Annotated in this window: 18 protein-coding genes, 2 tRNA genes and 2 pseudogenes; 20 read left to right on the top strand and 2 right to left on the bottom strand. The window is 43.5% G+C overall.

All coding sequences use genetic code 11. The features are described from left to right. The first annotated feature begins 8 nt into the window (after window positions 1-8). The 7 genes from MUN89_RS01495 (at window position 9) to MUN89_RS01465 (ending at window position 5,250) form a co-directional block, all read left to right on the top strand. On the top strand, window positions 9-1,598 hold the full coding sequence (locus MUN89_RS01495; RefSeq protein WP_244710807.1) for a putative polysaccharide biosynthesis protein: 1,590 nt from the start codon (window positions 9-11) through the stop codon (window positions 1,596-1,598). Beyond that, entirely contained in the window at window positions 1,599-3,065 is a 1,467-nt protein-coding gene (locus MUN89_RS01490; RefSeq protein WP_244710806.1) for a bifunctional methyltransferase/pyrophosphohydrolase YabN, read from the top strand. Between the two features lie 4 nt (window positions 3,066-3,069). Further along, complete coding sequence (locus MUN89_RS01485) at window positions 3,070-3,327, top strand: RNA-binding S4 domain-containing protein (protein ID WP_244710804.1); 258 nt, start codon at window positions 3,070-3,072, stop codon at window positions 3,325-3,327. Between the two features lie 171 nt (window positions 3,328-3,498). After that, window positions 3,499-3,801 (top strand): sporulation protein YabP, encoded by a 303-nt coding sequence (gene yabP / locus MUN89_RS01480; RefSeq protein WP_244710802.1) that lies wholly within the window; start codon window positions 3,499-3,501, stop codon window positions 3,799-3,801. Continuing rightward, window positions 3,798-4,388 (top strand): spore cortex biosynthesis protein YabQ, encoded by a 591-nt coding sequence (gene yabQ, locus MUN89_RS01475; RefSeq protein WP_244710800.1) that lies wholly within the window; start codon window positions 3,798-3,800, stop codon window positions 4,386-4,388. The genes yabP and yabQ overlap by 4 nt, the downstream gene beginning before the upstream one ends. A 23-nt stretch (window positions 4,389-4,411) precedes the next feature. Continuing rightward, the gene (locus MUN89_RS01470; RefSeq protein WP_244710798.1) at window positions 4,412-4,789 is read left to right on the top strand and encodes an FtsB family cell division protein; all 378 of its coding nucleotides are present in this window, start codon (window positions 4,412-4,414) and stop codon (window positions 4,787-4,789) included. Window positions 4,790-4,863: 74 nt separating this feature from the next. Continuing rightward, window positions 4,864-5,250: a S1 domain-containing RNA-binding protein gene (locus MUN89_RS01465; protein WP_244710796.1), complete on the top strand. Its 387-nt coding sequence runs from the start codon at window positions 4,864-4,866 to the stop codon at window positions 5,248-5,250. A 159-nt stretch (window positions 5,251-5,409) separates the two neighbouring features. Here the strand turns inward: MUN89_RS01465 and MUN89_RS01460 are convergent. Next, window positions 5,410-5,481 (bottom strand) — tRNA-Glu (locus MUN89_RS01460). A 95-nt stretch (window positions 5,482-5,576) separates the two neighbouring features. Then, a tRNA-Met gene (locus MUN89_RS01455) sits at window positions 5,577-5,650 on the bottom strand. A 273-nt stretch (window positions 5,651-5,923) separates the two neighbouring features. On the opposite strand from MUN89_RS01455, the pseudogene spoIIE reads away from it, so the two are divergent. The 13 genes and pseudogenes from spoIIE (at window position 5,924) to lysS (ending at window position 20,752) form a co-directional block, all read left to right on the top strand. Further along, window positions 5,924-8,367, top strand: a pseudogene (gene spoIIE / locus MUN89_RS01445) (stage II sporulation protein E). Between the two features lie 62 nt (window positions 8,368-8,429). Next, a pseudogene (locus MUN89_RS01440) lies at window positions 8,430-9,166 on the top strand (VWA domain-containing protein). After that, a complete protein-coding gene (locus MUN89_RS01435) occupies window positions 9,147-10,067 on the top strand; it encodes a serine/threonine protein kinase (protein ID WP_244710792.1) in 921 nt (306 codons plus the stop codon). Before MUN89_RS01440 ends, MUN89_RS01435 begins: the two are co-directional and overlap by 20 nt. A gap of 87 nt (window positions 10,068-10,154) precedes the next feature. Then, window positions 10,155-11,549: a tRNA lysidine(34) synthetase TilS gene (gene tilS, locus MUN89_RS01430; protein WP_244710790.1), complete on the top strand. Its 1,395-nt coding sequence runs from the start codon at window positions 10,155-10,157 to the stop codon at window positions 11,547-11,549. 13 nt (window positions 11,550-11,562) lie between these two features. Next, window positions 11,563-12,099, top strand: a complete 537-nt coding sequence (gene hpt, locus MUN89_RS01425) for a hypoxanthine phosphoribosyltransferase (protein ID WP_244710788.1) — start codon at window positions 11,563-11,565, stop codon at window positions 12,097-12,099. A gap of 119 nt (window positions 12,100-12,218) precedes the next feature. Beyond that, entirely contained in the window at window positions 12,219-14,249 is a 2,031-nt protein-coding gene (ftsH, locus tag MUN89_RS01420) for an ATP-dependent zinc metalloprotease FtsH (RefSeq protein WP_244710786.1), read from the top strand. 156 nt (window positions 14,250-14,405) lie between these two features. After that, the gene (locus tag MUN89_RS01415; RefSeq protein ID WP_244710785.1) at window positions 14,406-15,197 is read left to right on the top strand and encodes a type III pantothenate kinase; all 792 of its coding nucleotides are present in this window, start codon (window positions 14,406-14,408) and stop codon (window positions 15,195-15,197) included. 6 nt (window positions 15,198-15,203) lie between these two features. After that, window positions 15,204-16,082: an Hsp33 family molecular chaperone HslO gene (hslO, locus tag MUN89_RS01410; protein WP_244710783.1), complete on the top strand. Its 879-nt coding sequence runs from the start codon at window positions 15,204-15,206 to the stop codon at window positions 16,080-16,082. A gap of 133 nt (window positions 16,083-16,215) precedes the next feature. Continuing rightward, window positions 16,216-17,142, top strand: coding sequence for a cysteine synthase A (gene cysK, locus MUN89_RS01405; protein WP_305852448.1), 927 nt, complete (start codon window positions 16,216-16,218; stop codon window positions 17,140-17,142). Between the two features lie 111 nt (window positions 17,143-17,253). Then, on the top strand, window positions 17,254-18,078 hold the full coding sequence (gene folP / locus MUN89_RS01400; RefSeq protein ID WP_244710780.1) for a dihydropteroate synthase: 825 nt from the start codon (window positions 17,254-17,256) through the stop codon (window positions 18,076-18,078). Beyond that, window positions 18,078-18,440 carry a dihydroneopterin aldolase gene (gene folB, locus MUN89_RS01395; protein WP_244710778.1) on the top strand — a complete coding sequence of 121 codons (363 nt, stop codon included), beginning with the start codon at window positions 18,078-18,080 and terminating at the stop codon, window positions 18,438-18,440. Before folP ends, folB begins: the two co-directional genes overlap by 1 nt. Next, window positions 18,440-18,946, top strand: a complete 507-nt coding sequence (gene folK / locus MUN89_RS01390; protein WP_396266070.1) for a 2-amino-4-hydroxy-6-hydroxymethyldihydropteridine diphosphokinase — start codon at window positions 18,440-18,442, stop codon at window positions 18,944-18,946. The genes folB and folK overlap by 1 nt, the downstream gene beginning before the upstream one ends. Window positions 18,947-19,264: 318 nt before the next feature. Continuing rightward, window positions 19,265-20,752: a lysine--tRNA ligase gene (gene lysS / locus MUN89_RS01385; RefSeq protein WP_244710776.1), complete on the top strand. Its 1,488-nt coding sequence runs from the start codon at window positions 19,265-19,267 to the stop codon at window positions 20,750-20,752. Window positions 20,753-20,862: the final 110 nt, after the last annotated feature.

Raw genomic sequence — 20,862 nt, 5'->3', positions numbered from 1 at the left:
GGTCTAAAATGGCCGATAACACACAAACTCATCATTTAGTAAAAGGGGCCATACTGCTTTCGCTAGCCGGACTTTTCAGTAAAGTGTTAAGCGCGGGTTACCGTATTCCTTTGCAGAATATTGCCGGGGATCTTGGCTTCTATATATACCAGCAAGTCTATCCGATTCTTGGGATGGCGTTAACTTTATCCTTGTACGGTTTTCCGGTTGCCATATCAAAGCTTGTATCAGAGATTGAGGAAGAAGGACAACGGTTGTCTTTAAAAAGCTTTTACATACCTGCTCTAACCTGGCTGCTAGGAATATGTTTATCAGTCTTTGCTTTAGGTTATGTTCAAGCAGGAAACATTGCGGCTGTCATGGGAGATCCGAAGCTTACCCCCTCCATAAGAGCGGCTTTTTTTGCATTTTTACTTCTGCCATTTACTTCGCTCATCCGTGGGATCTATCAAGGGCAGAATAACATGCAGCCCACAGCAGTGTCCCAGGTTATTGAGCAAGTCCTCCGGGTGGCTTTGATTATTGCTACGGCTGTATATGCTGTAACGAGCGGACACATTTATCAAATCGGAATCGGTGCTTCTGCAGCAGCGGTTCTAGGGTCTATTGGTGCGGCTGTCTTTTTAGGATACTCTGCACGAAAAGATCATCTGTGGTCCTGCAGTCCGTGGAGTAACTTCTCTGTATCTTTTCCGAAGACGATTCTCTTTTACGGCCTGTTTATTTGTTTAAATTATATGCTTTTGCTGCTTTTCCAGATGGTGGATTCGCTTACGTTAGTTCCCCAGCTGACACATACAGGCATCAGTGATGTGAAGGCTAAAGTGTTAAAAGGTGTTTTTGATCGCGGGCAGCCTCTGGTTCAGCTTGGCACTGTGCTCGCTTCTTCGATCGCCCTTGCCTTGATTCCGTCTGTGACGAAACGAAAGTTCGCGGAGCATAAAGAAGAAGTTCAGCGATATATCTTTTCTGCCGTTAAGTTCAGCCTGCTTCTCGCACTCGGAGCCACGATTGGTCTTATCACATTATTTCCTGAAGTTAACACGTTATTTTTTCAAGATAACAAAGGAACGGGGGCCTTACGTCTCCTCATGTCCGTCATTTTGTTCAGTTCGCTTGCCATCACGCTTTCCTCCGTCCTGCAGGGGCTTGGGAGAGTGACTCATACCGCAGTTTTGGTCCTGGTGGGAGTCTTCTTAAAAAGCATCGGAAATGTATTTCTCATTCCCCATTTTGGTCTTTATGGCGCTGCCCTATCCACGGTCGTGGCAATGGTGGCTGTAATGGCAGGTAATTTCTTCTGGTTAGCCCGTTATTTTCCATTAACAAAATGGCGGACTTTTCCATGGTCGGCTGCGATTTTAGCTGCAGCTGGTATGGCGGCAGTGCTCCAAGCCGTAAGACAGTTGGAAGCTTATGTGCCGGTAGGGGAGGACAGGATCATTTTATTAATTTTTACTTTGGCGCTTGTAGCTTTAGGAGCCTTTATATATGTAGTATTGCTGCTTACTTTTGGAGCATTAACCGAAAGGGAACTGGAGCCGCTCCCAAAGAGCAGGATCTGGATACGATTACTTCCAAAAGGGAGGAAGACATAAATGCACACCATAACGATCATAGGCCTTGGGGCAGGAGAGCTTGATCAGCTGCCACTCGGAATTTACAAAGTACTTCAACAGAACCAAGACCGGCTTTTTGTTCGAACTGAAGAGCATCCGGTATTGAGGGAATTGGCGGAAGAAGGGCTTACATTCCATAGCTTTGATGCCATTTATGAAGCGCATTCCGAATTTGAAGCAGTGTATGAACAAATTATTTCCCAATTAATTAAGGAGGCCCAAACTTCCGGTATTACCTATGCTGTACCCGGACATCCTCTGCTAGCTGAAAGAACCGTTCAATTGCTGCTGAAAGCAGAACAGGAAGGACGCTGTAAACTCACGATAAAAGGCGGCCAAAGTTTTTTGGATGCTTCTTTTAATGCCCTGAAAATAGATCCTGTTGAAGGATTTCAATGCATGGATGCTACCTCCTTCAAGAGAGAAGAAGTACAATATTTAAATCATATACTTTTCTGCCAAGTGTACGATTACAGAGTTGCTTCCGAAGTTAAGCTTGCCCTGCTGGAGGATCTGCCAGCGGACTACCCCGTCACGGTATTAACAGCAGCAGGAAGTAAGGCGGAAGAAATTCTGACGATCCCACTGGAAGAATTGGACCGAAGAGTCGAGCTTAATAACTTAACGAGTGTCTATGTACCTCCTGCAGTGAAAGAAATGCTCAATCACCAATTTTTCAGGCTCAGAGAGGTGATCAGGGTCTTAAGAGGTCCTGATGGGTGTCCTTGGGATAAAAAACAAACCCACGAATCATTAAGAAAGTATTTAATAGAAGAAGCTTATGAGTTTATTGATGCTGTCGATCAGGAAGATGACGAGCATATGGTTGAAGAGCTTGGCGATGTGCTGCTGCAAATTATGCTGCACAGCCAAATTGGAGAAGATGAAGGATTTTTTACAATCGATGACGTAATCTTAACGGTAACCGATAAAATGATCCGCCGCCATCCTCATGTATTTAAAGATGTCCAAGTGGACAGTACCGAGGAAGTGTTAACGAACTGGGAGGCGATTAAACAAGAAGAAAAAGGGGCAGCTCCTGTTACCCTGCTCGATGATGTTCCTAAAAGCTTCCCTGCGTTATTGCAGGCAGAAGAACTGCAGAAAAAAGCAGCAAAGGTAGGCTTTGATTGGGACAACGTTCAGCCGGTATTGGATAAAGTAGAAGAAGAGTGGCAGGAATTTGAAGAAGCAAGAGAGAATCAAAACAAGGAAGAGATGGAAAAGGAATTCGGGGACTGGCTGTTTGCGATTGCAAACTTAGCGAGGCATTACAAGATAAATGGAGAAGCTGCTCTGCAGCGGACAAACCGGAAGTTCCGTACGAGAATGAAAGCGATGGAAAAAGCCGCCGGTTTGCAAGACAAGACTTTACACGATTATGATTTAGAAGAGATGGAAATGCTTTGGATAAAAGCCAAGGAACAACATAAAGGAGAGGAATAGCTGCATGCGTTTAGATAAATTTTTAAAGATTTCCCGGTTAATTAAACGCCGTACCCTGGCAAAAGAGGTCGCTGATCAAGGACGAATCAGCATCAATGGAGCTCAAAGCAAGGCAGCGAGCCATGTGGAAGTCGGAGATGAGTTGACCATTCAATTCGGTCAGAAAGTGCTGACCATTGAAGTCAAATCCTTGAAGGAAAATGTAACGAAAAACGAAGCGGCCACACTCTATGAGATTAAAAAAGAAGAGCCTGTAAAGTAAACGCATTACTTTGTGGTTGAAGAGTCCTACAGATTTTGATAAGAAATAAAGGATCATGGAAATGGGTCCACTACTAATCAAACCACGTGTACACGTGGTTTTTCTTTTTTCACTGATGTTCTAAACGGCCTCTTTTTCTCATAGCTTGTACTAGAGAAGGAGGCTGTGAAAATGGACGTTTATGATAAAAATCAAAGCATGCGCACTCAACAAGCCGAACATAATGTGAAAGTCTGGAATAGACGCAACCTTGAAATTTCGGGTGTGAAAGAAGTGGACAGCTTCGATAGTGAGGAATTCCTGCTGCAGACAACTATGGGGTATCTCGTGATTAGAGGACAGAATTTGCAAATGAAAAATTTGGACCTCGAAGCAAGTATGGTATCCATTAAAGGCAAGGTCTTTGAGATGTCGTACTTGGACGAGCACCAGGGGGAGAAAGCTAAAGGACTATTTAGCAAGCTGTTTAAATGACGCTGACCACGCAATTTCTAACCATCCTATCCATGTTGGCAGGAGGGGTTTATGTAGGAGCTTCTATCGATACGTTCGAGAGGCTTTTTTACAAGCGGAATAAGAAAAGCTGGCTTGAGCTCTTCCGGCAGCTTTTCTTTTGGCTTTTTCAGTCTGCCATTATCTTCTTTTTTTTATATCAAGCGAACTATGGTGAACTGCGGGTGTATGTGTTTATTGCGCTTGCATGCGGGTTTTCAGCTTACCAGGCCCTGTTTAAAAAAATGTTTGTTCAATTATTGGAGGTTGTCATCCGTGTGGTGACGGCGATCATTAGAGGCTTGATTACAACGGTGGAAAAATTAATCATTTTTCCTATAAAAACCATTCTTCTCTTAATTATTTCTTTACTATTTTGGGTTTATAAGGTACTTTTAAAGGGTATATTCATAGTGCTTCTTGTCGGATTTTATCCAATCAAGTTAATTTTTAAGATAATTTGGCGGCTACTGCCACAAAAATGGAAAATTTACCTTAGAAAAGCAGCAGGGTTTTGGATGAAAATCAAGAATACTATGATTAATTGGAAAAAGAGAATCCGAAAGTAAAGAGTAAAGGAGGACTGGCATACGTGGCAAAGAAAGAGGCGGTAACGCGCTTAGATTCTACATACATGAAGCATTACGATGCTTACATGGAACGCAGCCAAAAGAAGAAAAAGCGTTTAGTCCGACGTCTCGTTATGTTTGTCGTGCTGGTAATGGTGGTTGCAGGAGCCATGGTCATGTATCATATGAAGCAGCAGTCATTATATGCGGAAAAGAAGGAGCATTATGAGAACCTTCAAAAGCAGATGAGCTCACTTAAAGATCAGGAGAACCACTTGAAGGAAGAGATTGAACTTCTCAACGATGAGGATTACGTTCTTCAAATTGCCAGAAGTAATTATTTCTTTTCAAAAAAAGGTGAGATTATCTTTAAGTTGCCAAATGAAGACCCTTCATATTGACACTCTTTTCAAAGCTTATATATAATAGTAATGAGGATATTTTTATCGAATTTTTAAGGAGGAGCATTTTTTTTATGTCAATTGAAGTAGGCAGCAAGCTGCAGGGTAAGGTAACAGGTATCACTAATTTCGGAGCTTTTGTTGAGCTTCCAGATGGGCAGACTGGCCTGGTCCACATTAGTGAAGTTGCCGATAACTACGTAAAAGATATTAATGAACACCTCAGCCAGGGCGATCAGGTAGAGGTTAAAGTCATTAATGTTGGAGATGATGGAAAGATCGGCCTATCCATCAAAAAAGCAAAAGAAAACCACGGTCGTCGCCCGCAAAAACCTCGTAAACCGACTGAATCTTTTGAGCAGAAGATGAACCGTTTTATGAAGGATAGTGAAGACCGTTTAGCATCACTGAAGAAGCACACCGAATCCAAACGTGGAGGTCGAGGTGCTAAAAGAGGATAGCTTGCTGTCTATGACAATGAGTAAAAGATGCGCATTTAAATAAAAACAGACCCGCCGGAAAAGCGGGTCTGTTTTTTTGTGCTTTATTTGAAATAAAAAAGAATGCTGAGAAAAACTCTCAGCATTCTTAAACGGCTTCTGCCGGAAAATGATATCGGATGACCCGTACGGGATTCGAACCCGTGTTACCGCCGTGAAAGGGCGGTGTCTTAACCACTTGACCAACGGGCCCAGTTCCTGCTTGTTATGTAAGCATAAGAATAGAAGAAAACGTTTCAGCCATCTGAAATTTTAGAAAAAAGATCAAAGGCCATAAATAAATGAAATAGCGGCGGAGGGGATCGAACCCCCGACCTCACGGGTATGAACCGTACGCTCTAGCCAGCTGAGCTACACCGCCAAGATGTGGTTTTCAAAGTCACAAGCATTATAGTACACCATCAAAAAAAACATGTCAACGAAAAAATAAATGTTAAGACTAATCTGTCAATTCGATAGAGAATGCACGGGGAATTTGAAAAACCCTTCTATGTGGAGGGGGTGATTTTGTAGAAATGGAATTATTATGTAAGAAAAGGATCGAAGTTTTTGTTACTGCACTCCTGTTGTTTTGACAAAAAGCTTGTCCTGGTCTGTGATTTAATAGGTTCTAACAAAGAAGGAGTGGTGTTTAATGTTAGGAACCGTATTAAAAAGAGGCGAGCGTCAAGCTCAATTAAAGGGGTCTTCCTTGAGCAGAGGGATCCAAAACTCTTCCTTAGCACTTATTACATTTATGGCGAACAAAGGAATTTTCCATATGATGCTATCCCTCTTATTAGGAAGAGCTATTATTCTCTCATCGATGGCGCCGTTTGGGGTAGCATTCCTGGCAGTACTATGGTGGCTTCGTCGTCCACTTGTCATACCGGCTACTGTCATGATGGCAGCAGGAGCATCTACATACAGCTTTGGGCATGGGGGTTTATTCTCGGGGCTTCCGTTACCTTTCTACTGCTCAGTGCAGTTTTATATAAGATCAAAGAGCCCCAGCGGTGGCTCCCCACCATGGCATTTATCGCCAGTGTCATTCCGAGGACCGCCAGTCTCGCCTTCCTGGACAGGTGGCATCTATACGAAATTATCCTCATGGCAGCCGAGGGGATCTTAAGTTTTATTCTTGTCCTTATTTTTATGCAGAGCCTTCCGCTTTTATCACCACAAAGATATCATCCATCTTTAAAGAATGAAGAGATTGTCTGTTTAATCATTTTACTGGCTTCGGTATTGACCGGCATGATCGGCTGGGAAATCCAAGGTGTGGCCATGGTCGATATATTTTCCCGTTATTTAGTAATTTTGCTTGCTTATATTGCGGGAGCAGCTATAGGGTCTACGGTGGGGGTCGTAGCCGGGCTGGTCCTAAGTTTATCTAGTGTAGATCATTTATATCAAATGAGCCTGCTCGCATTTGCAGGTTTACTAGGAGGGCTGCTTAAAGAAGGAAAAAAAATCGGAGTAAGCTCAGGGCTGATTGTCGGAACGCTGTTAATCGGGTTTTATATGGACAATGGAGGGAGTTTACCTGAATCCATGTGGGCATCCGTATGGGCGGTAGCTTTATTTGTGCTTACTCCCAATCACTGGGTGAAAAAGCTCTCCAGATATGTCCCGGGCACAGATGAACATCACCAGGAACAACAGAAATACCTGCAGAAGGTCCGGGATGTAACAGCAGTAAGAGTAGGGAAGTTTTCGGATGTGTTTCAGGCGCTCTCCAAAAGCTTTAACCATTTTGATCTTATAAAGGAGGAAGATAGCGATTCCCAGGAAATCGATTATTTCTTAAGCCATGTGACAGAGAAAACCTGTCAAGCTTGCTTTAAAAAAGAAAAATGCTGGGTGAATCAATTCGATGAGACCCATGATCTCATGACAGACTTGATGTTTGAACTGGATGAAAAGGATGAGCCCAGCCGGATTCTGCGCAAGAGTCTGGACCAGTACTGTGTGAAATCGCAAAAGGTCGTAGACACCATGAAGCATGAGTTATCCTTTTATCATGCGAACAAGCAGCTGAAGAAACAGGTCCTTGAAAGCCGCCGGTTCGTTGCAGAACAGCTTCAGGGTGTTTCGGAAGTGATGGATAATTTTGCGAAAGAAATCGTGAAAGAGCGCGAGCATCATGAACAAAAGGAACAGGTCATCCATAATGCGCTCGACCGGATGGGCTTGACCGTACAAAAATTAGAGATCTACACTTTGGATGCTGGAAATATAGATTTAGAGCTTATCATAGAGATTGATAATTACCGAGGGGAAGGAGCGAAGGTCATCGCGCCTGTATTATCGGATATTTTAGGTGAAACCATTGTCGTAACCATGGAGGAAATTTCACCTTATCCCCAGGCAAGATGTTACTTAACATTTGGCTCGGCCAAGCATTATTCCATCGAAGCAGGAGTGGCACATGCTGCTAAAGGAGGAGGTTTTGTATCAGGGGACAGCTATTCCATGATGGAACTTGGAAGAGGAAAATATGCGCTGGCGATCAGCGATGGAATGGGAAACGGACAAAGGGCCCACGAGGAGAGTATGGAAACATTGCGTCTGCTTAAGCAGATTCTCCAATCAGGCATACAGGAATCAGTAGCGATTCAGTCGATTAATTCCATTCTATCGTTAAGAACGAGCGATGAAATTTTCTCTACGCTTGACCTGGCGGTTATTGATTTACATCAGGCTACTTCAAAATTCATTAAAATTGGGAGCACGCCAAGCTTTATTAAAAGGGGGTCGCAAATCTTTGCAGTAGAGGCTGGCAATCTGCCAATGGGCATCATTACGGATGCAGAAGTAGACACGACAAGTGAGCAGCTTAAAGAGGGAGACTTGCTCATTATGATCAGCGATGGGATCCTGGAAGGTCCTAAACATATCGAAAACGTGGAGGTGTGGCTGAAAAGAAAAATTCGTGAGGTCAACAGTGATGATCCTCAGGAGGTGGCTGATCTATTATTAGAAGAATCGATTAGGACCCAGGGTTCTATCGATGATGACATGACGGTATTGGTTGCGCGGATTGACCGATATATGCCGGAATGGTCATCGATTCCTACAGAGAAAAAACAAGCCTAGCAAGCGTATATTATTCCTCTGTTTCGGCGAAGATGGAGACAACGAAACAGGAGGGATAAACGATGAAATTAGGGCGACTAAAGCAAATTTTATTGATTACCGATGGATGCTCCAACCATGGAGAAGATCCAATAGCGGTGGCTGCTCTTGCTAGAAACCAGGGGGTAACTGTGAATGTCATTGGGGTTCTTGATGATCGACAAAATGGCCAGCCTCAAGGACTAGAAGAAGTGGAGGCTATTGCGGAGGCTGGGGCGGGGTTAGTCAGATTGTTTATCAAAAAAGTTTGTCCCAAACCGTACAAATGGTTACCCGGCAGGCCATGACGCAGACGATTCAGGATTTAGTGAATAAAGAACTGCAGCAAATCCTGGGAAAGGAACAGACCATTGAGGAGCTGCCACCTGAAAAGCGCGGAGAGGTCGTAGAGGTGGTAGACGACTTAGGGGAAAAATGCGAATTAGAAGTGCTTGTTCTCGTGGATACGAGCGCAAGCATGCATCATAAGCTTCCAACGGTGAAGGAAGCCTTGTTTGATCTTTCGTTGAGTTTGAATGCAAGAACAGGCTCTAATCAATTTAGTGTGTATGTATTTCCTGATACAAAAACGACCATTCGAAAGATGATTGAGTGGACACCGGAATTAGGATCCATAAACAATATCTTTTCGAAGTTATCAAGCGGAGGCTATACACCGACAGGCCCTGCTTTAAAAGAGGCTTTATACGCGTTTACAAAGAAACCTTTACTCCGGGGCATACAGGAAGTAGAAGACCCATATGAAGAAACCGGATTTTAATATACGTGAAGGAGCGGTCCTGAAAGGGAAATGGAACAGCCGGGAATACCAAATCATTAGAAAACTTGGATCGGGCGCATGCGGCACTGTTTATTTATGCCAGTCTAAAGGTGTGAAGTACGCATTGAAGGTTGGTTTGGACAGCTCGCGAATGATGCTTGAAGTCAATATGTTAAAAAAATTCAGCAAGGTCCAAGGCGTGAAGCTTGGGCCTTATTTTGTTGACGTTGATGACTGGGTGGAGCGTTCAGGGAAGACTCTCCCCTTTTATGTAATGGAATATGTCCATGGCGTGAGTCTCCATTCTTTTTTACAAGGGAAGACAAAAGAATGGATTGGTCTATGTGCCGTTCAACTGCTTGTCGATCTCGAGCATTTGCACAAGGCAGGGTTTATATTCGGGGATTTAAAGACAGATAATCTACTTGTTTCAGGCTCTCGATTACGCTGGATTGATGTGGGTGGAGTAACCAGCTTCGACCGGGCAATTAAAGAATACACGGAGTTTTATGATCGGGGCTACTGGGATCATGGATCGAGACGGGCTGAGCCAGGCTATGACTTATTTGCATTAACTATGATTATGCTTGAAATGGCTTACCCGAAAAGATTTGAAAAAGGCAAGGATCCGAAGAAGACCCTCGAGGCGAAGCTGGGCCATTCAGTTTTATTAAAACCCTATCAGAAAATCATCCAAAAATGCTGGCAGGGGAAATACCAGTCAGCTTCCGAAATGAAAGATGAACTGGCTGCTATGCTGATGAAAACAAATAAGAAGACAGCTACGAACAGAGCGTCCAGACATAATAAGAAGGAATCTTTTGCATGGGGTGAAATCACGGCGGTGTCGGTGGTTGTAGGGGTAATATACGGAATGTCCATTTGGAGCGGATTGATGTAAGTGTAACCCTTTGCAGAAGACATTCTTACAATGGTAGGATGGAAGAAGATAGAAAAGCAGCAAGTCCAACGGACAGGAGTGCCCCTCATGATTCACAATGTCGACTCATTTGTGGAAAAACATCAGCTTATTCAACCTAAATCAACCGTAGTAGTAGCTGTATCGGGAGGGCCGGATTCTATGGCTCTTTTACACTATTTTCTACAAAAAAAGGAGCAGTGGCAGCTCTCCATCATTGCTGCTTCTGTAGACCATGGGCTGAGAGGGGAGCATTCGCTGGCGGATCTAAACTATGTAAAGAAAACTGCGGAACAATGGAATATTAATTTTTTTGGAACCTCTGTAGATGTTCAATCGTATAAGCAGCAGCAGGGTGTGGGGACCCAGGAAGCTGCAAGAGTTCTTCGTTATCAATATTTTCATCAAGTTATGACAGAAGTGAATGCGGATGTGCTGGCTTTTGCCCACCATGGTGATGATCAGGCTGAAACTCTCTTTATGCAGATGGTTCGCAGTGCAAGACCTGAAGCTGTGCAAGGCATGCCGATTAAGCGACCTTTTGGTACAGGGAGTATCATCCGGCCCTTCTTATGTGTAGCGAAACAAGAGTTGTTACATTATTGTGAACAGCACCAAATTGGTTTTAAGCTGGATGCCTCCAATGAGGAAACCAACTATACACGCAATGCGTTCCGCAAACACATCATGCCTTTATTAAAAGAACAGAACCCGAAGATCCATCTGCATATGCAGGCGATGAGTGAACGGGTGAGAGATGATTATTCTTACATAACGAAGCAGGCCGAAGAAGTCCTGAAACCGATGCGTTTTTCTTCTGAAAAAGGAAAACGTGTGGAATTTTCCATTTCCACTTTTAAATCGCATCCGCCTGCTTTACAAAGGAGTGCCTTTCATCTAATATTGAACTATCTGTACGATAACCAAACGGAGGATATTTCCTATTTGCATGAGGAAATGTTCATGAACCTATTAAAGGAACAAAAACCGAATGCTGAACTGGATTTACCACACGAACTAAAAGTGGTTCGTGCTTATGATGAGCTTACGTTTTCTTTTCATTCATCGGAGGACATCTGTCCTTATTCTCATTTGATTGATATAGGAGAGCGTTTGGAGCTGAAGGATGGACATGTACTTACCTTAGAACAGTGTCCCGCCCGCTCTGACGAAAACCGCTATGAATTTATTTGTGATTCCCATCACGTAAAGCTGCCTCTAATCGTTCGCAGCAGAAAGCAGGGGGATCGCATGAAACTTAGAGGAATGAACGGCTCAAAAAAAGTAAAAGATATTTTTATTGATAAAAAAATTCCTGCGCAGCTTCGAAAATCATGGCCTCTTGTAACAGATAGTGATGGGCGGATTCTCTGGGTAATTGGTTTGAAAAAAGGAGAAGGATGTGCCGGCGAGGGCTCAGGCACATGGCTTCGGTTACGGTATACAAAAAAAGAAGACACGTAGGAGGAGCACATTCATGCACAGCGAAATTAAAGAGGTCTTAATCTCTGAAAAACAAATCCAGGAAAAATGCAAAGAGATTGGGGCGCAGCTATCGGAAGAGTACAAGGGGCGCTTTCCGCTGGCGATTGGAGTTCTTAAAGGCGCAATGCCTTTTATGGCCGATGTTTTAAAAAGAGTGGACACTCATCTGGAAATGGATTTTATGGATGTTTCCAGTTATAGTGGGATGAAGTCCTCAGGTGAGGTAAAGATTGTGAAGGACCTTGATACGCAGGTGGAAGGGCGGGACATCCTGATCATCGAAGACATCATTGACAGCGGTCTTACACTCAGCTACCTTGTGGATTTATTCAAATACCGTCAAGCAAACTCCATCAAAATCGTAACGCTGCTTGATAAGCCGGCCGGCCGTAAATCGGCCATCAAAGCTGATACAATTGGTTTTGAAGTTCCGGATGAATTCGTTGTCGGCTATGGTCTGGATTACAATGAAAAGTATCGGAATCTCCCCTACATCGGCATCCTGAAGCCGGAAGTCTATGGGGGTTAAACAAGGATCTCAATATGGTGATTAATCAATTGTTAAAGGATAAGGGTAATTAGTTGTGAAGTCTGTTTTTTTTATGATACTATTTACTATAGTTTTTCTCGCTTGGGAGGAGGTAGGCAATGAACCGAATATTTCGTAATACTATATTTTATTTACTTATCTTCCTCGTAGTAATCGGCGTCGTCGGTCTATTTAGAGGTCAAGGTGAGCCACAGAAAACATTAAATGTTAACGAATTTTACGATAAATTAAATAATGGTCAAATTGAAAAAATGACCATTCAGCCTGTCAATGGAGTGATACGGGTGTCAGGTACACTCGCCGACAGCGCTGAGGGTGAAGGGTCATTTACTGCTAAGCTGCCTGAAAATGATCAGGTGATTGCAAATGTAACCCAAAAAGCCCAGGACCAAAGCATATTATCTGTAGAAGAAGAAGAGCAGCCGAGTGCGTGGGTGACGTTTTTAACTTCAATCATCCCCTTCGTGATTATCTTCATCTTATTCTTCTTCCTTCTTAACCAGGCCCAAGGCGGAGGAAGCCGGGTCATGAACTTTGGTAAAAGTAAAGCCAAAATGTACAGTGAAGATAAGAAGAAAGTCCGTTTTAAAGACGTAGCCGGAGCCGATGAAGAGAAGCAGGAACTTGTAGAAGTCGTAGACTTTCTTAAAGATCCTCGTAAATTCTCTCAAGTAGGTGCACGTATTCCTAAGGGTGTGCTGCTTGTCGGACCTCCAGGTACCGGTAAAACATTGCTTGCACGTGCTGTTGCAGGTGAAGCAGGCGTACCATTCTTTTCGATCAGTGGTTCTGATTTCGTTGAGATGTTCGTAGGGGTAGGGGCATCCCGTGTCCGCGACCTATTTGAAAATGCGAAGAAAAATGCTCCCGGCATTATCTTCATCGATGAAATCGATGCCGTTGGGCGTCAGCGTGGAGCCGGCTTAGGCGGCGGTCACGATGAACGTGAACAAACGCTGAATCAGCTCTTAGTTGAAATGGACGGTTTTGGTGTCAATGAAGGAATCATTATTATTGCAGCCACCAACCGCCCGGACATTCTTGACCCGGCCTTGCTCCGTCCTGGACGTTTTGACCGGCAAATTACAGTTGATCGTCCTGATGTTAAAGGCCGTGAAGCGGTACTTGCCGTTCACGCCAGAAATAAACCACTGGCAGAGAATGTTGACTTGAAAACCATTGCACTCAGAACTCCTGGATTCTCAGGTGCTGACTTAGAGAACCTGCTCAATGAAGCAGCGCTTGTAGCTGCTCGTGGAGATAAAAAGAAAGTGGATATGGATGACGTGGATGAAGCAATTGACCGCGTGATCGCCGGACCGGCTAAGAAGAGCCGTGTCATTTCTCAAAAAGAGCGGAATATCGTGGCCCATCACGAAAGTGGACATACCGTTATCGGTATGGTACTTGACGATGCGGACATGGTTCACAAGGTAACGATTGTTCCCCGGGGACAAGCGGGCGGATATGCCGTTATGCTTCCTCGTGAAGACCGCTACTTTATGACAAAACCTGAACTGTTTGATAAGATCACAGGGCTGTTAGGCGGACGTGTGGCGGAAGAGATTATTTTTGGTGAGGTTAGTACCGGAGCTCATAATGACTTCCAGCGGGCCACTAATATCGCCCGTAAAATGGTTACAGAATACGGCATGAGTGAAAAGCTTGGACCACTTCAATTTGGTTCCAACCAAGGCGGACAGGTCTTCCTGGGCCGCGATATCCAAAATGAACAAAACTATTCTGATCAAATCGCTTATGATATTGATAAAGAAGTACAAAACTTTATTAATCACTGCTATGCTCGTGCGAAGAAAATCCTTACAGAAAACCAGGATAAGCTTGAACTGATTGCGAAGACTCTCTTGGATGTAGAGACCCTCGACGCTACTCAGATCAAATCGCTGTTTGAAAAAGGCCGTCTTCCTAGTGATGAGGAATTGGAAGAGCTTGCTCGAGCGAACAACGCAAAAATTAAAAACAACACCTCATCCGGTTCAGAGTCTGATCAAAAAGATCGTACTCGCGTCAATATCCTTTCTAAAGAGGATGAAGCGAATGAACCTGAATCAAAGTCTTCTGAAGATGAGGAAAATCAAACAGATTCTGATGATAATGAACGTTCCTAATCGCTTAAATAAAAGCCACTCCGGTCTCATGGGCTGGGTGGCTTTTCGTTTGAGCATGATTAGAAATGCACAAAAATCACAAGCTAGGAATCAGGAAAAAGGGCATGAATCTGTGGTATGATGGGAGCCGAAGTCAATGGGACTGGAGGAAGTGAAATGAACTTCGTACTTGATGTTGGAAATACGAACACGGTACTAGGTGTATTCGAAGAGGATACGTTGAAATATCAATGGAGAATTAAAACGGATCGTCATAAAACAGAAGACGAATTCGGTATGCTGATTAAGTCTTTACTGGATCATGAAGGACTTCATTTTGAAGATATGCATGGAATCATTATTTCTTCCGTTGTACCACCGATTATGTTTGCTCTTGAACGCATGGCGCAGATCTATTTTAAGAAAAAGCCAATGATCATTGGGGACAAAGATGTAGAACATGGCCTGGAGATGAACTATCCTCATCCTGAAGAAATTGGAGCAGACCGTGTTGTTAATGCTGTAGGAGCGGTGAAAGAATACGGCGGGCCGTTAATCATTATCGATTTTGGGACAGCGACGACGTACTGTTATATTAATGAAAACGAAGCCTATGTTGGGGGAGCTATTGCCCCGGGAATAAATATCTCAATGGAAGCGTTGTATGCGAAGGCGGCTAAACTTCCTAAAATTGAAATTAAGCCTCCTGGGCATGTGATCGGACAGAGCACTGTAGAAGCCATGCAGTCAGGAGTATTCTACGGGTATGTCGGCCAAGTGGATGAAGTGGTTAGTCAAATGAAAGCAACGGCGGATACCACTCCTAAGGTCGTGGCAACTGGCGGCCTGGCCACATTAATTGCTGACCAGTCGAAAACCATAGATGTGGTGGATCCTTACTTAACTTTGAAGGGTCTTCATTTAATATACCAGCGAAACAAAGGGAAAAAAGTTTTCAAAGGAGTATGATGAATCATGTCTGATTATTTAGTACGTGCGACAGCATTTGCCGGTCAAGTTCGCGCTTATGCCATTCAGTCTACAGATACTGTAGAAGAGGCGAGGCGCAGGCAGGATACTTGGGCAACGACTTCTGCAGCTCTGGGACGTACCTTAACGATTTCAGCTATGATGGGTACGATGCTGAAAGGTGAAGATAAGATCACTGTTAAAGTCGAAGGTGACGGCCCTGCTGGAGCGATCATTGCTGATGCTACTTCTAAAGGGGAAGTACGGGGTTATATTAAAAATCCTCACGTAGATTTTGATTTAAATGATCGCGGTAAGCTTGATGTAGCGAGGGCAGTAGGGACGCAAGGGACGATCAGCGTTGTTAAAGACCTTGGTATGAAGGATCATTTTACAGGACAAGTCCCGATTATTTCCGGAGAAATAAGTGAAGATTTCACATACTATTTTGCTAACTCAGAACAGGTACCTTCAGCAGTGGGGGCCGGGGTGCTGGTGGACACCGATTACTCGATTCTTGCTGCTGGCGGATTTATTATCCAAATGCTCCCTGGAGCAGAAGAGGAAACGACTACCATTATTGAGCAAAGGCTCAGTGAAATGAAGCCGATCTCCACATTAATCCGTGAAGGGAAATCGCCAGAAGAAATTCTTTGCATCATCTTAGGTGAGGAAAACGTCAAAGTATTAGACTCCATGCCGGTTACATTCAAATGTCGCTGTTCCAGAGAACGGGTGGAAGTGGCTATCGCCAGTTTAGGAAATGAAGAAATTCAGCGCATGATCGATGAAGATCATGGGGCGGAGGCAAAGTGCCATTTTTGTAATGAAGATTATCAGTTTTCAGAGTCTCAGCTCAAGGAACTTCAGTCTAACGACGCTTAAAAAGAGGATTTTGTTTTGTGACTTCTCACTAGTCAAAAAAACTCATATAAATAGATTGAAATGTTTGACAACAAACAGGGACTCCCGTACATTAGAGTTAAATCCTATTTAAATACTTGGTATTAGGAGTGAGCTGATGAGAATTGCAAACAATGTAAGTGAATTAGTTGGCCAGACACCAATGGTTAAACTGAATGGCAGTGCTGATGAAAACAGTGCGGATATTTATTTGAAGCTTGAATACATGAACCCGGGAAGTTCTGTAAAAGACAGAATTGCCCTGTCCATGATTGAAGCTGCTGAGAAGGCAAATGAACTAAAAGCCGGCGATACAATCATTGAACCAACCAGTGGGAATACCGGCATTGGACTTGCGATGATTGCAGCAGCCAAAGGGTATAAGTCCATCCTGGTCATGCCTGATACGATGAGTCAGGAACGCCGGAATCTGCTTCGTGCTTATGGGGCTGAATTAGTTTTGACTCCTGGAGCAGAAGGCATGAAGGGAGCCATTAAAAAGGCAACAGAACTTCAAGAACAGCATGGCTATTTTATGCCTCAGCAATTCAACAATGAAGCCAATCCTGAAATTCATGAAAAAACGACTGGACCTGAAATTGTGGAACAAATGGGTGATCAACTGGATGCTTTCGTCTCCGGAATTGGAACAGGCGGAACCATAACCGGTGCAGGAAAAGTACTTAAGAAGCATTATCCGGATATTAAGATCTATGCGATTGAGCCGGACACTTCCCCTATACTCTCAGGTGGAGACCCAGGACCTCATAAAATCCAGGGAATCGGCGCTGGATTTGTTCCTGAAATTTTAAACACGGATATCTATGATGAAGTGCATCAAGTCTCTACAGAGGAAGCCTATGCGGCTGCACGGGAAGCGGCCAGAAAAGATGGAATTCTCGGCGGTGTTTCTTCTGGAGCTGCGATACACGTGGCAAAACAAGTTGCCAAGAAGCTCGGCAAAGGCAAAAAAGTGGTAGCAGTTATTCCTAGTAACGGAGAACGCTATTTATCCACTCCACTTTATCAATTTGAAGATTAATTTTGATACCAACCGCGTCTTTTTAAAAGGCGCGGTTTTTTGTCGTTTATGAATTTTTCTTGAAATATTGTAGAATGGAGTAAGAATTTATAAAAAGGGAGGGAATGTTCGATGGGCTTTACCATAAAGACGAAGAAAAAACAGTACAATCTTTCTGAAGAGACGCTGATCATGGGCATTCTAAATATTACTCCGGATTCTTTTTCTGACGGTGGACTATTTAATGAACTCGATGCTGCTATTCAACAAGCAATTGAATTGGAGCAGTCCGGTGCTCACATTCTTGACATCGGCGGTGAATCGACAAGACCAGGACATGAGCGGGTCTCAGAAGAAGAAGAATTGGAGAGGGTACTGCCCGTGATCAAGGCGGTAAAGGACCATATCACCATTCCTATCTCTATTGATACGTATAAAGCAGAAGTTGCTAAGCAAGCCATTGAAGCAGGAGCAGACATCATCAATGATGTATGGGGAGCAAAACGGGAGCCTGAGATAGCAAAAGTTGCTGCAGAGGCGGAAGTTCCCATTATCCTTATGCACAACCGGCATGATAAAAGTTATATTTCTCTAATTGAAGATATGAAGAAGGATCTAAGGGAAAGCATCACTCTTGCTTTGGAGGCAGGTGTGCAGGAAGAAAACATCATTATCGATCCAGGTATTGGATTTGCCAAAACGCCGGAACACAATTTTTTGGTCATGCGGAACTTGATTGAATTTATGGAGCTTGGCTATCCAGTACTTCTAGGAAGCTCTCGTAAATCGTTTATTGGGATGACGTTAGACCTTCCGCCAGAGGAAAGAATGGAAGGCACAGGTGCAACGGTTTGTTACGGCATCAGCCAGGGAATTCATATTGTCCGTGTTCACGATGTAAAACCAATTGCCCGGATGACTAAAATGATGGACGCGTTGATAGGGAGGAGTAAATAATGGACAAGATCTACGTAAATCAAATGGAATTTTGGGGTTATCACGGCCTTTTTCCAGAAGAAAATAAGCTTGGCCAGCGTTTTTACGTTGACCTCGAATTGGAATTGGATTTGAAGCCTGCGGCAGAGTCAGATGATATGACAAAATCGATTGACTATGGAGCGATTTATGAGCTTACAAAATCAGTCGTTGAAGGAGAAGCCAAAAAGTTAGTAGAAACGGTAGCCGAACAGCTGTCACGGGAATTATTAGCGGCCTTTGAACGATTACAGGCTTGCAAGGTGAAAGTGATAAAGCCCGATCCTCCTATCCCTGGCCACTATAAATCTGTAGCGATCGAAATTTACCGGAGCCGGTTCTGATGGTAACGGCTTATATAGCACTCGGCTCCAATATTTCGAAGAGAGAGGATTTTTTAAAGGATGCGGTCAGGATGCTTACTGAACATGAAAGCATCGCTAATGTCCACACCTCGACGATTTATGAAACAAAGCCTGTCGGGTACACAGAGCAGAATGATTTTCTAAACATGGTTGTCAAAGTTGATACCTCCCTTTCCGCTTTTGCATTACTTGACTTGTGCCAGGGAATTGAGCAGGAACTAGGAAGAAAAAGAGTGGTGAAATGGGGACCGCGTACTATAGATCTTGACATCCTGCTGTATAATCAAGAAAATATAAAATCGGAGCATTTAATGATACCGCACCCTTCTATGCACGAACGAGCCTTTGTCATGGTTCCGCTTGTTGATCTGTCTCGAGAAGTGTATATCCCAACTATTGGCTTGACGGCTCAGGAAGCGCTGAGCTTACTAGCTCAAGAAGAAGTAGAAGAAGTTCGTGTATGGGGAGAATTGGATCTAAGCTGAAATTTTTGTCATGCTGTTATATAGAGTGTTTAGCTTGGGAGGATGCTGAGCAAACACACACCCAGGTACTTAGGAAGACTAAAAGGGAAAGGCCGTATTTGTGATAATATCAACCATGTTGAAACCCGGGGAAAGTTTCTGAATATCTTCTTTAGATTCACAAATGATTTAGAAGATGAACGTTTCCTAACTCACTCAGCGTTGACACACAAGAAGGTCTTTTCTATACTAAACTTTAGTTGCAGCACTGCCAGTACCTTGCTGGCAGTTTTTATTATTGAATCGGTCAGAAAAAATGAGAAGAATGGAGTGATTATAATGTCTGAAGAACTGAATGAACACATGCGGGTGCGCCGGGATAAGATGAATGCTTACCGTGAACAAGGGATTGACCCTTTTGGAAATAAATTTGAACGCACAGATTTAGCGGAAGATTTAAGACAGAAATATGATCAGTTCAGTAAAGAAGAATTAGAAGAACAACAGAGCTCCACTACTGTTGCTGGTCGTATAATGACAAAACGCGGCAAAGGTAAAGCGGGTTTTGCCCATATCCAGGATTTGAGCGGGCAGATTCAATTGTATATACGTAAGGACCGTGTAGGAGATGAGGCGTATGAACTCTTTAACTCCGCTGATCTCGGAGATGTAGTAGGAATTTCAGGGATTATGTTCAAGACAAAGGTCGGGGAGCTGTCAGTGAAAGCTGATGAATTTCATATGCTGACGAAGTCTTTGCGTCCTCTACCGGAAAAATTCCATGGACTTCAGGACGTAGAGCAGCGTTATCGTCAGCGCTATTTGGATTTGATTACGAATCCAGACAGCCGTGAAACTTTTGTTACCCGCAGTAAAATTATCCAGTCCATGCGCCGTTACTTAGACGGACTGGGATTTTTGGAAGTTGAAACCCCGTTAATGCATGGGATTGCTGGTGGTGCTTCCGCACGTCCGTTCATTACTCACCACAATGCCTTAGATATGCAGCTGTACATGAGGATTGCTATTGAGCTCCATTTGAAAAGGTTAATTGTCGGCGGTATGGAAAAGGTTTATGAAATCGGCCGGGTCTTCCGTAATGAAGGTGTTTCCACGCGTCACAATCCAGAGTTTACGATGCTTGAGTTGTATGAAGCCTATGCAGATTACCATGATGTGATGGCCTTGACTGAACAGATGGTGGCTCACATAGCTAAAGACGTCCTCGGTACAACAAAGGTTATTTATAATGAACAGGAAATCGACTTAGAGCCGGAATGGACAAGGCTTCACATGGTCGATGCGATTAAAGAATATACTGGTGTAGACTTCTGGCAGCAAATGACGGATGATGAGGCGAAGGCTTTGGCTCATGAGCATAATATTGAAATTCAAGAAACGATGACTTTTGGTCACGTTGTGAATGAATTCTTTGAGCAAAGAGTAGAAGATAAATTAATTCAGCCAACGTTTGTCTATGGTCATCCAATTGAAATTTCTCCGCTAGCTAAGAAAAATCCAGAAGACGAGCGGTTTACCGATCGTTTCGAACTGTTTATTGTTGGACGCGAGCATGCCAACGCCTTTTCTGAATTAAACGATCCAATCGACCAGCGTCAAAGATTTGAAGCTCAATTGAAAGAAAGAGAAGAAGGAAATGATGAAGCCCATATGATGGATGAAGACTTCCTGGAAGCTCTGGAATATGGCATGCCTCCAACTGGCGGGCTGGGCATCGGAATTGATCGGCTTGTCATGCTTTTGACAGATTCTCCATCGATACGAGACGTACTGCTTTTCCCGCAAATGCGTAATCGAGAATCTTAATTTTGAAGAACCCGGCCTTTATGGACGGGTTCTTTAATTTTCTAAGCCAATCTTCAGAAAATATTTTTATTTACATTTCCTCTTGCCTAACTCTATAAATCGTGGTAAAT

This window comes from Halobacillus salinarum, from assembly GCF_022919095.1.
Classification (GTDB): domain Bacteria; phylum Bacillota; class Bacilli; order Bacillales; family Halobacillaceae; genus Halobacillus_B; species Halobacillus_B salinarum.
This window is presented reverse-complemented; position numbering and strand designations above follow the sequence as displayed.

What these genes read in the sequence shown, in the direction of transcription:
- MUN89_RS01485 (WP_244710804.1), top strand. Translation starts at nt 3,070, where the DNA reads ATGCGTTTAGATAAATTTTTAAAGATTTCCCGGTTAATTAAACGCCGT.
- hslO (WP_244710783.1), top strand. Translation starts at nt 15,204, where the DNA reads ATGTCTGATTATTTAGTACGTGCGACAGCATTTGCCGGTCAAGTTCGC.
- tilS (WP_244710790.1), top strand. Translation starts at nt 10,155, where the DNA reads ATGATTCACAATGTCGACTCATTTGTGGAAAAACATCAGCTTATTCAA.
- ftsH (WP_244710786.1), top strand. Translation starts at nt 12,219, where the DNA reads ATGAACCGAATATTTCGTAATACTATATTTTATTTACTTATCTTCCTC.
- folB (WP_244710778.1), top strand. Translation starts at nt 18,078, where the DNA reads ATGGACAAGATCTACGTAAATCAAATGGAATTTTGGGGTTATCACGGC.
- yabP (WP_244710802.1), top strand. Translation starts at nt 3,499, where the DNA reads ATGGACGTTTATGATAAAAATCAAAGCATGCGCACTCAACAAGCCGAA.
- MUN89_RS01495 (WP_244710807.1), top strand. Translation starts at nt 9, where the DNA reads ATGGCCGATAACACACAAACTCATCATTTAGTAAAAGGGGCCATACTG.
- folP (WP_244710780.1), top strand. Translation starts at nt 17,254, where the DNA reads ATGGGCTTTACCATAAAGACGAAGAAAAAACAGTACAATCTTTCTGAA.
- hpt (WP_244710788.1), top strand. Translation starts at nt 11,563, where the DNA reads ATGCACAGCGAAATTAAAGAGGTCTTAATCTCTGAAAAACAAATCCAG.
- MUN89_RS01415 (WP_244710785.1), top strand. Translation starts at nt 14,406, where the DNA reads ATGAACTTCGTACTTGATGTTGGAAATACGAACACGGTACTAGGTGTA.
- MUN89_RS01435 (WP_244710792.1), top strand. Translation starts at nt 9,147, where the DNA reads ATGAAGAAACCGGATTTTAATATACGTGAAGGAGCGGTCCTGAAAGGG.
- folK (WP_396266070.1), top strand. Translation starts at nt 18,440, where the DNA reads ATGGTAACGGCTTATATAGCACTCGGCTCCAATATTTCGAAGAGAGAG.
- MUN89_RS01465 (WP_244710796.1), top strand. Translation starts at nt 4,864, where the DNA reads ATGTCAATTGAAGTAGGCAGCAAGCTGCAGGGTAAGGTAACAGGTATC.
- lysS (WP_244710776.1), top strand. Translation starts at nt 19,265, where the DNA reads ATGTCTGAAGAACTGAATGAACACATGCGGGTGCGCCGGGATAAGATG.
- yabQ (WP_244710800.1), top strand. Translation starts at nt 3,798, where the DNA reads ATGACGCTGACCACGCAATTTCTAACCATCCTATCCATGTTGGCAGGA.
- MUN89_RS01490 (WP_244710806.1), top strand. Translation starts at nt 1,599, where the DNA reads ATGCACACCATAACGATCATAGGCCTTGGGGCAGGAGAGCTTGATCAG.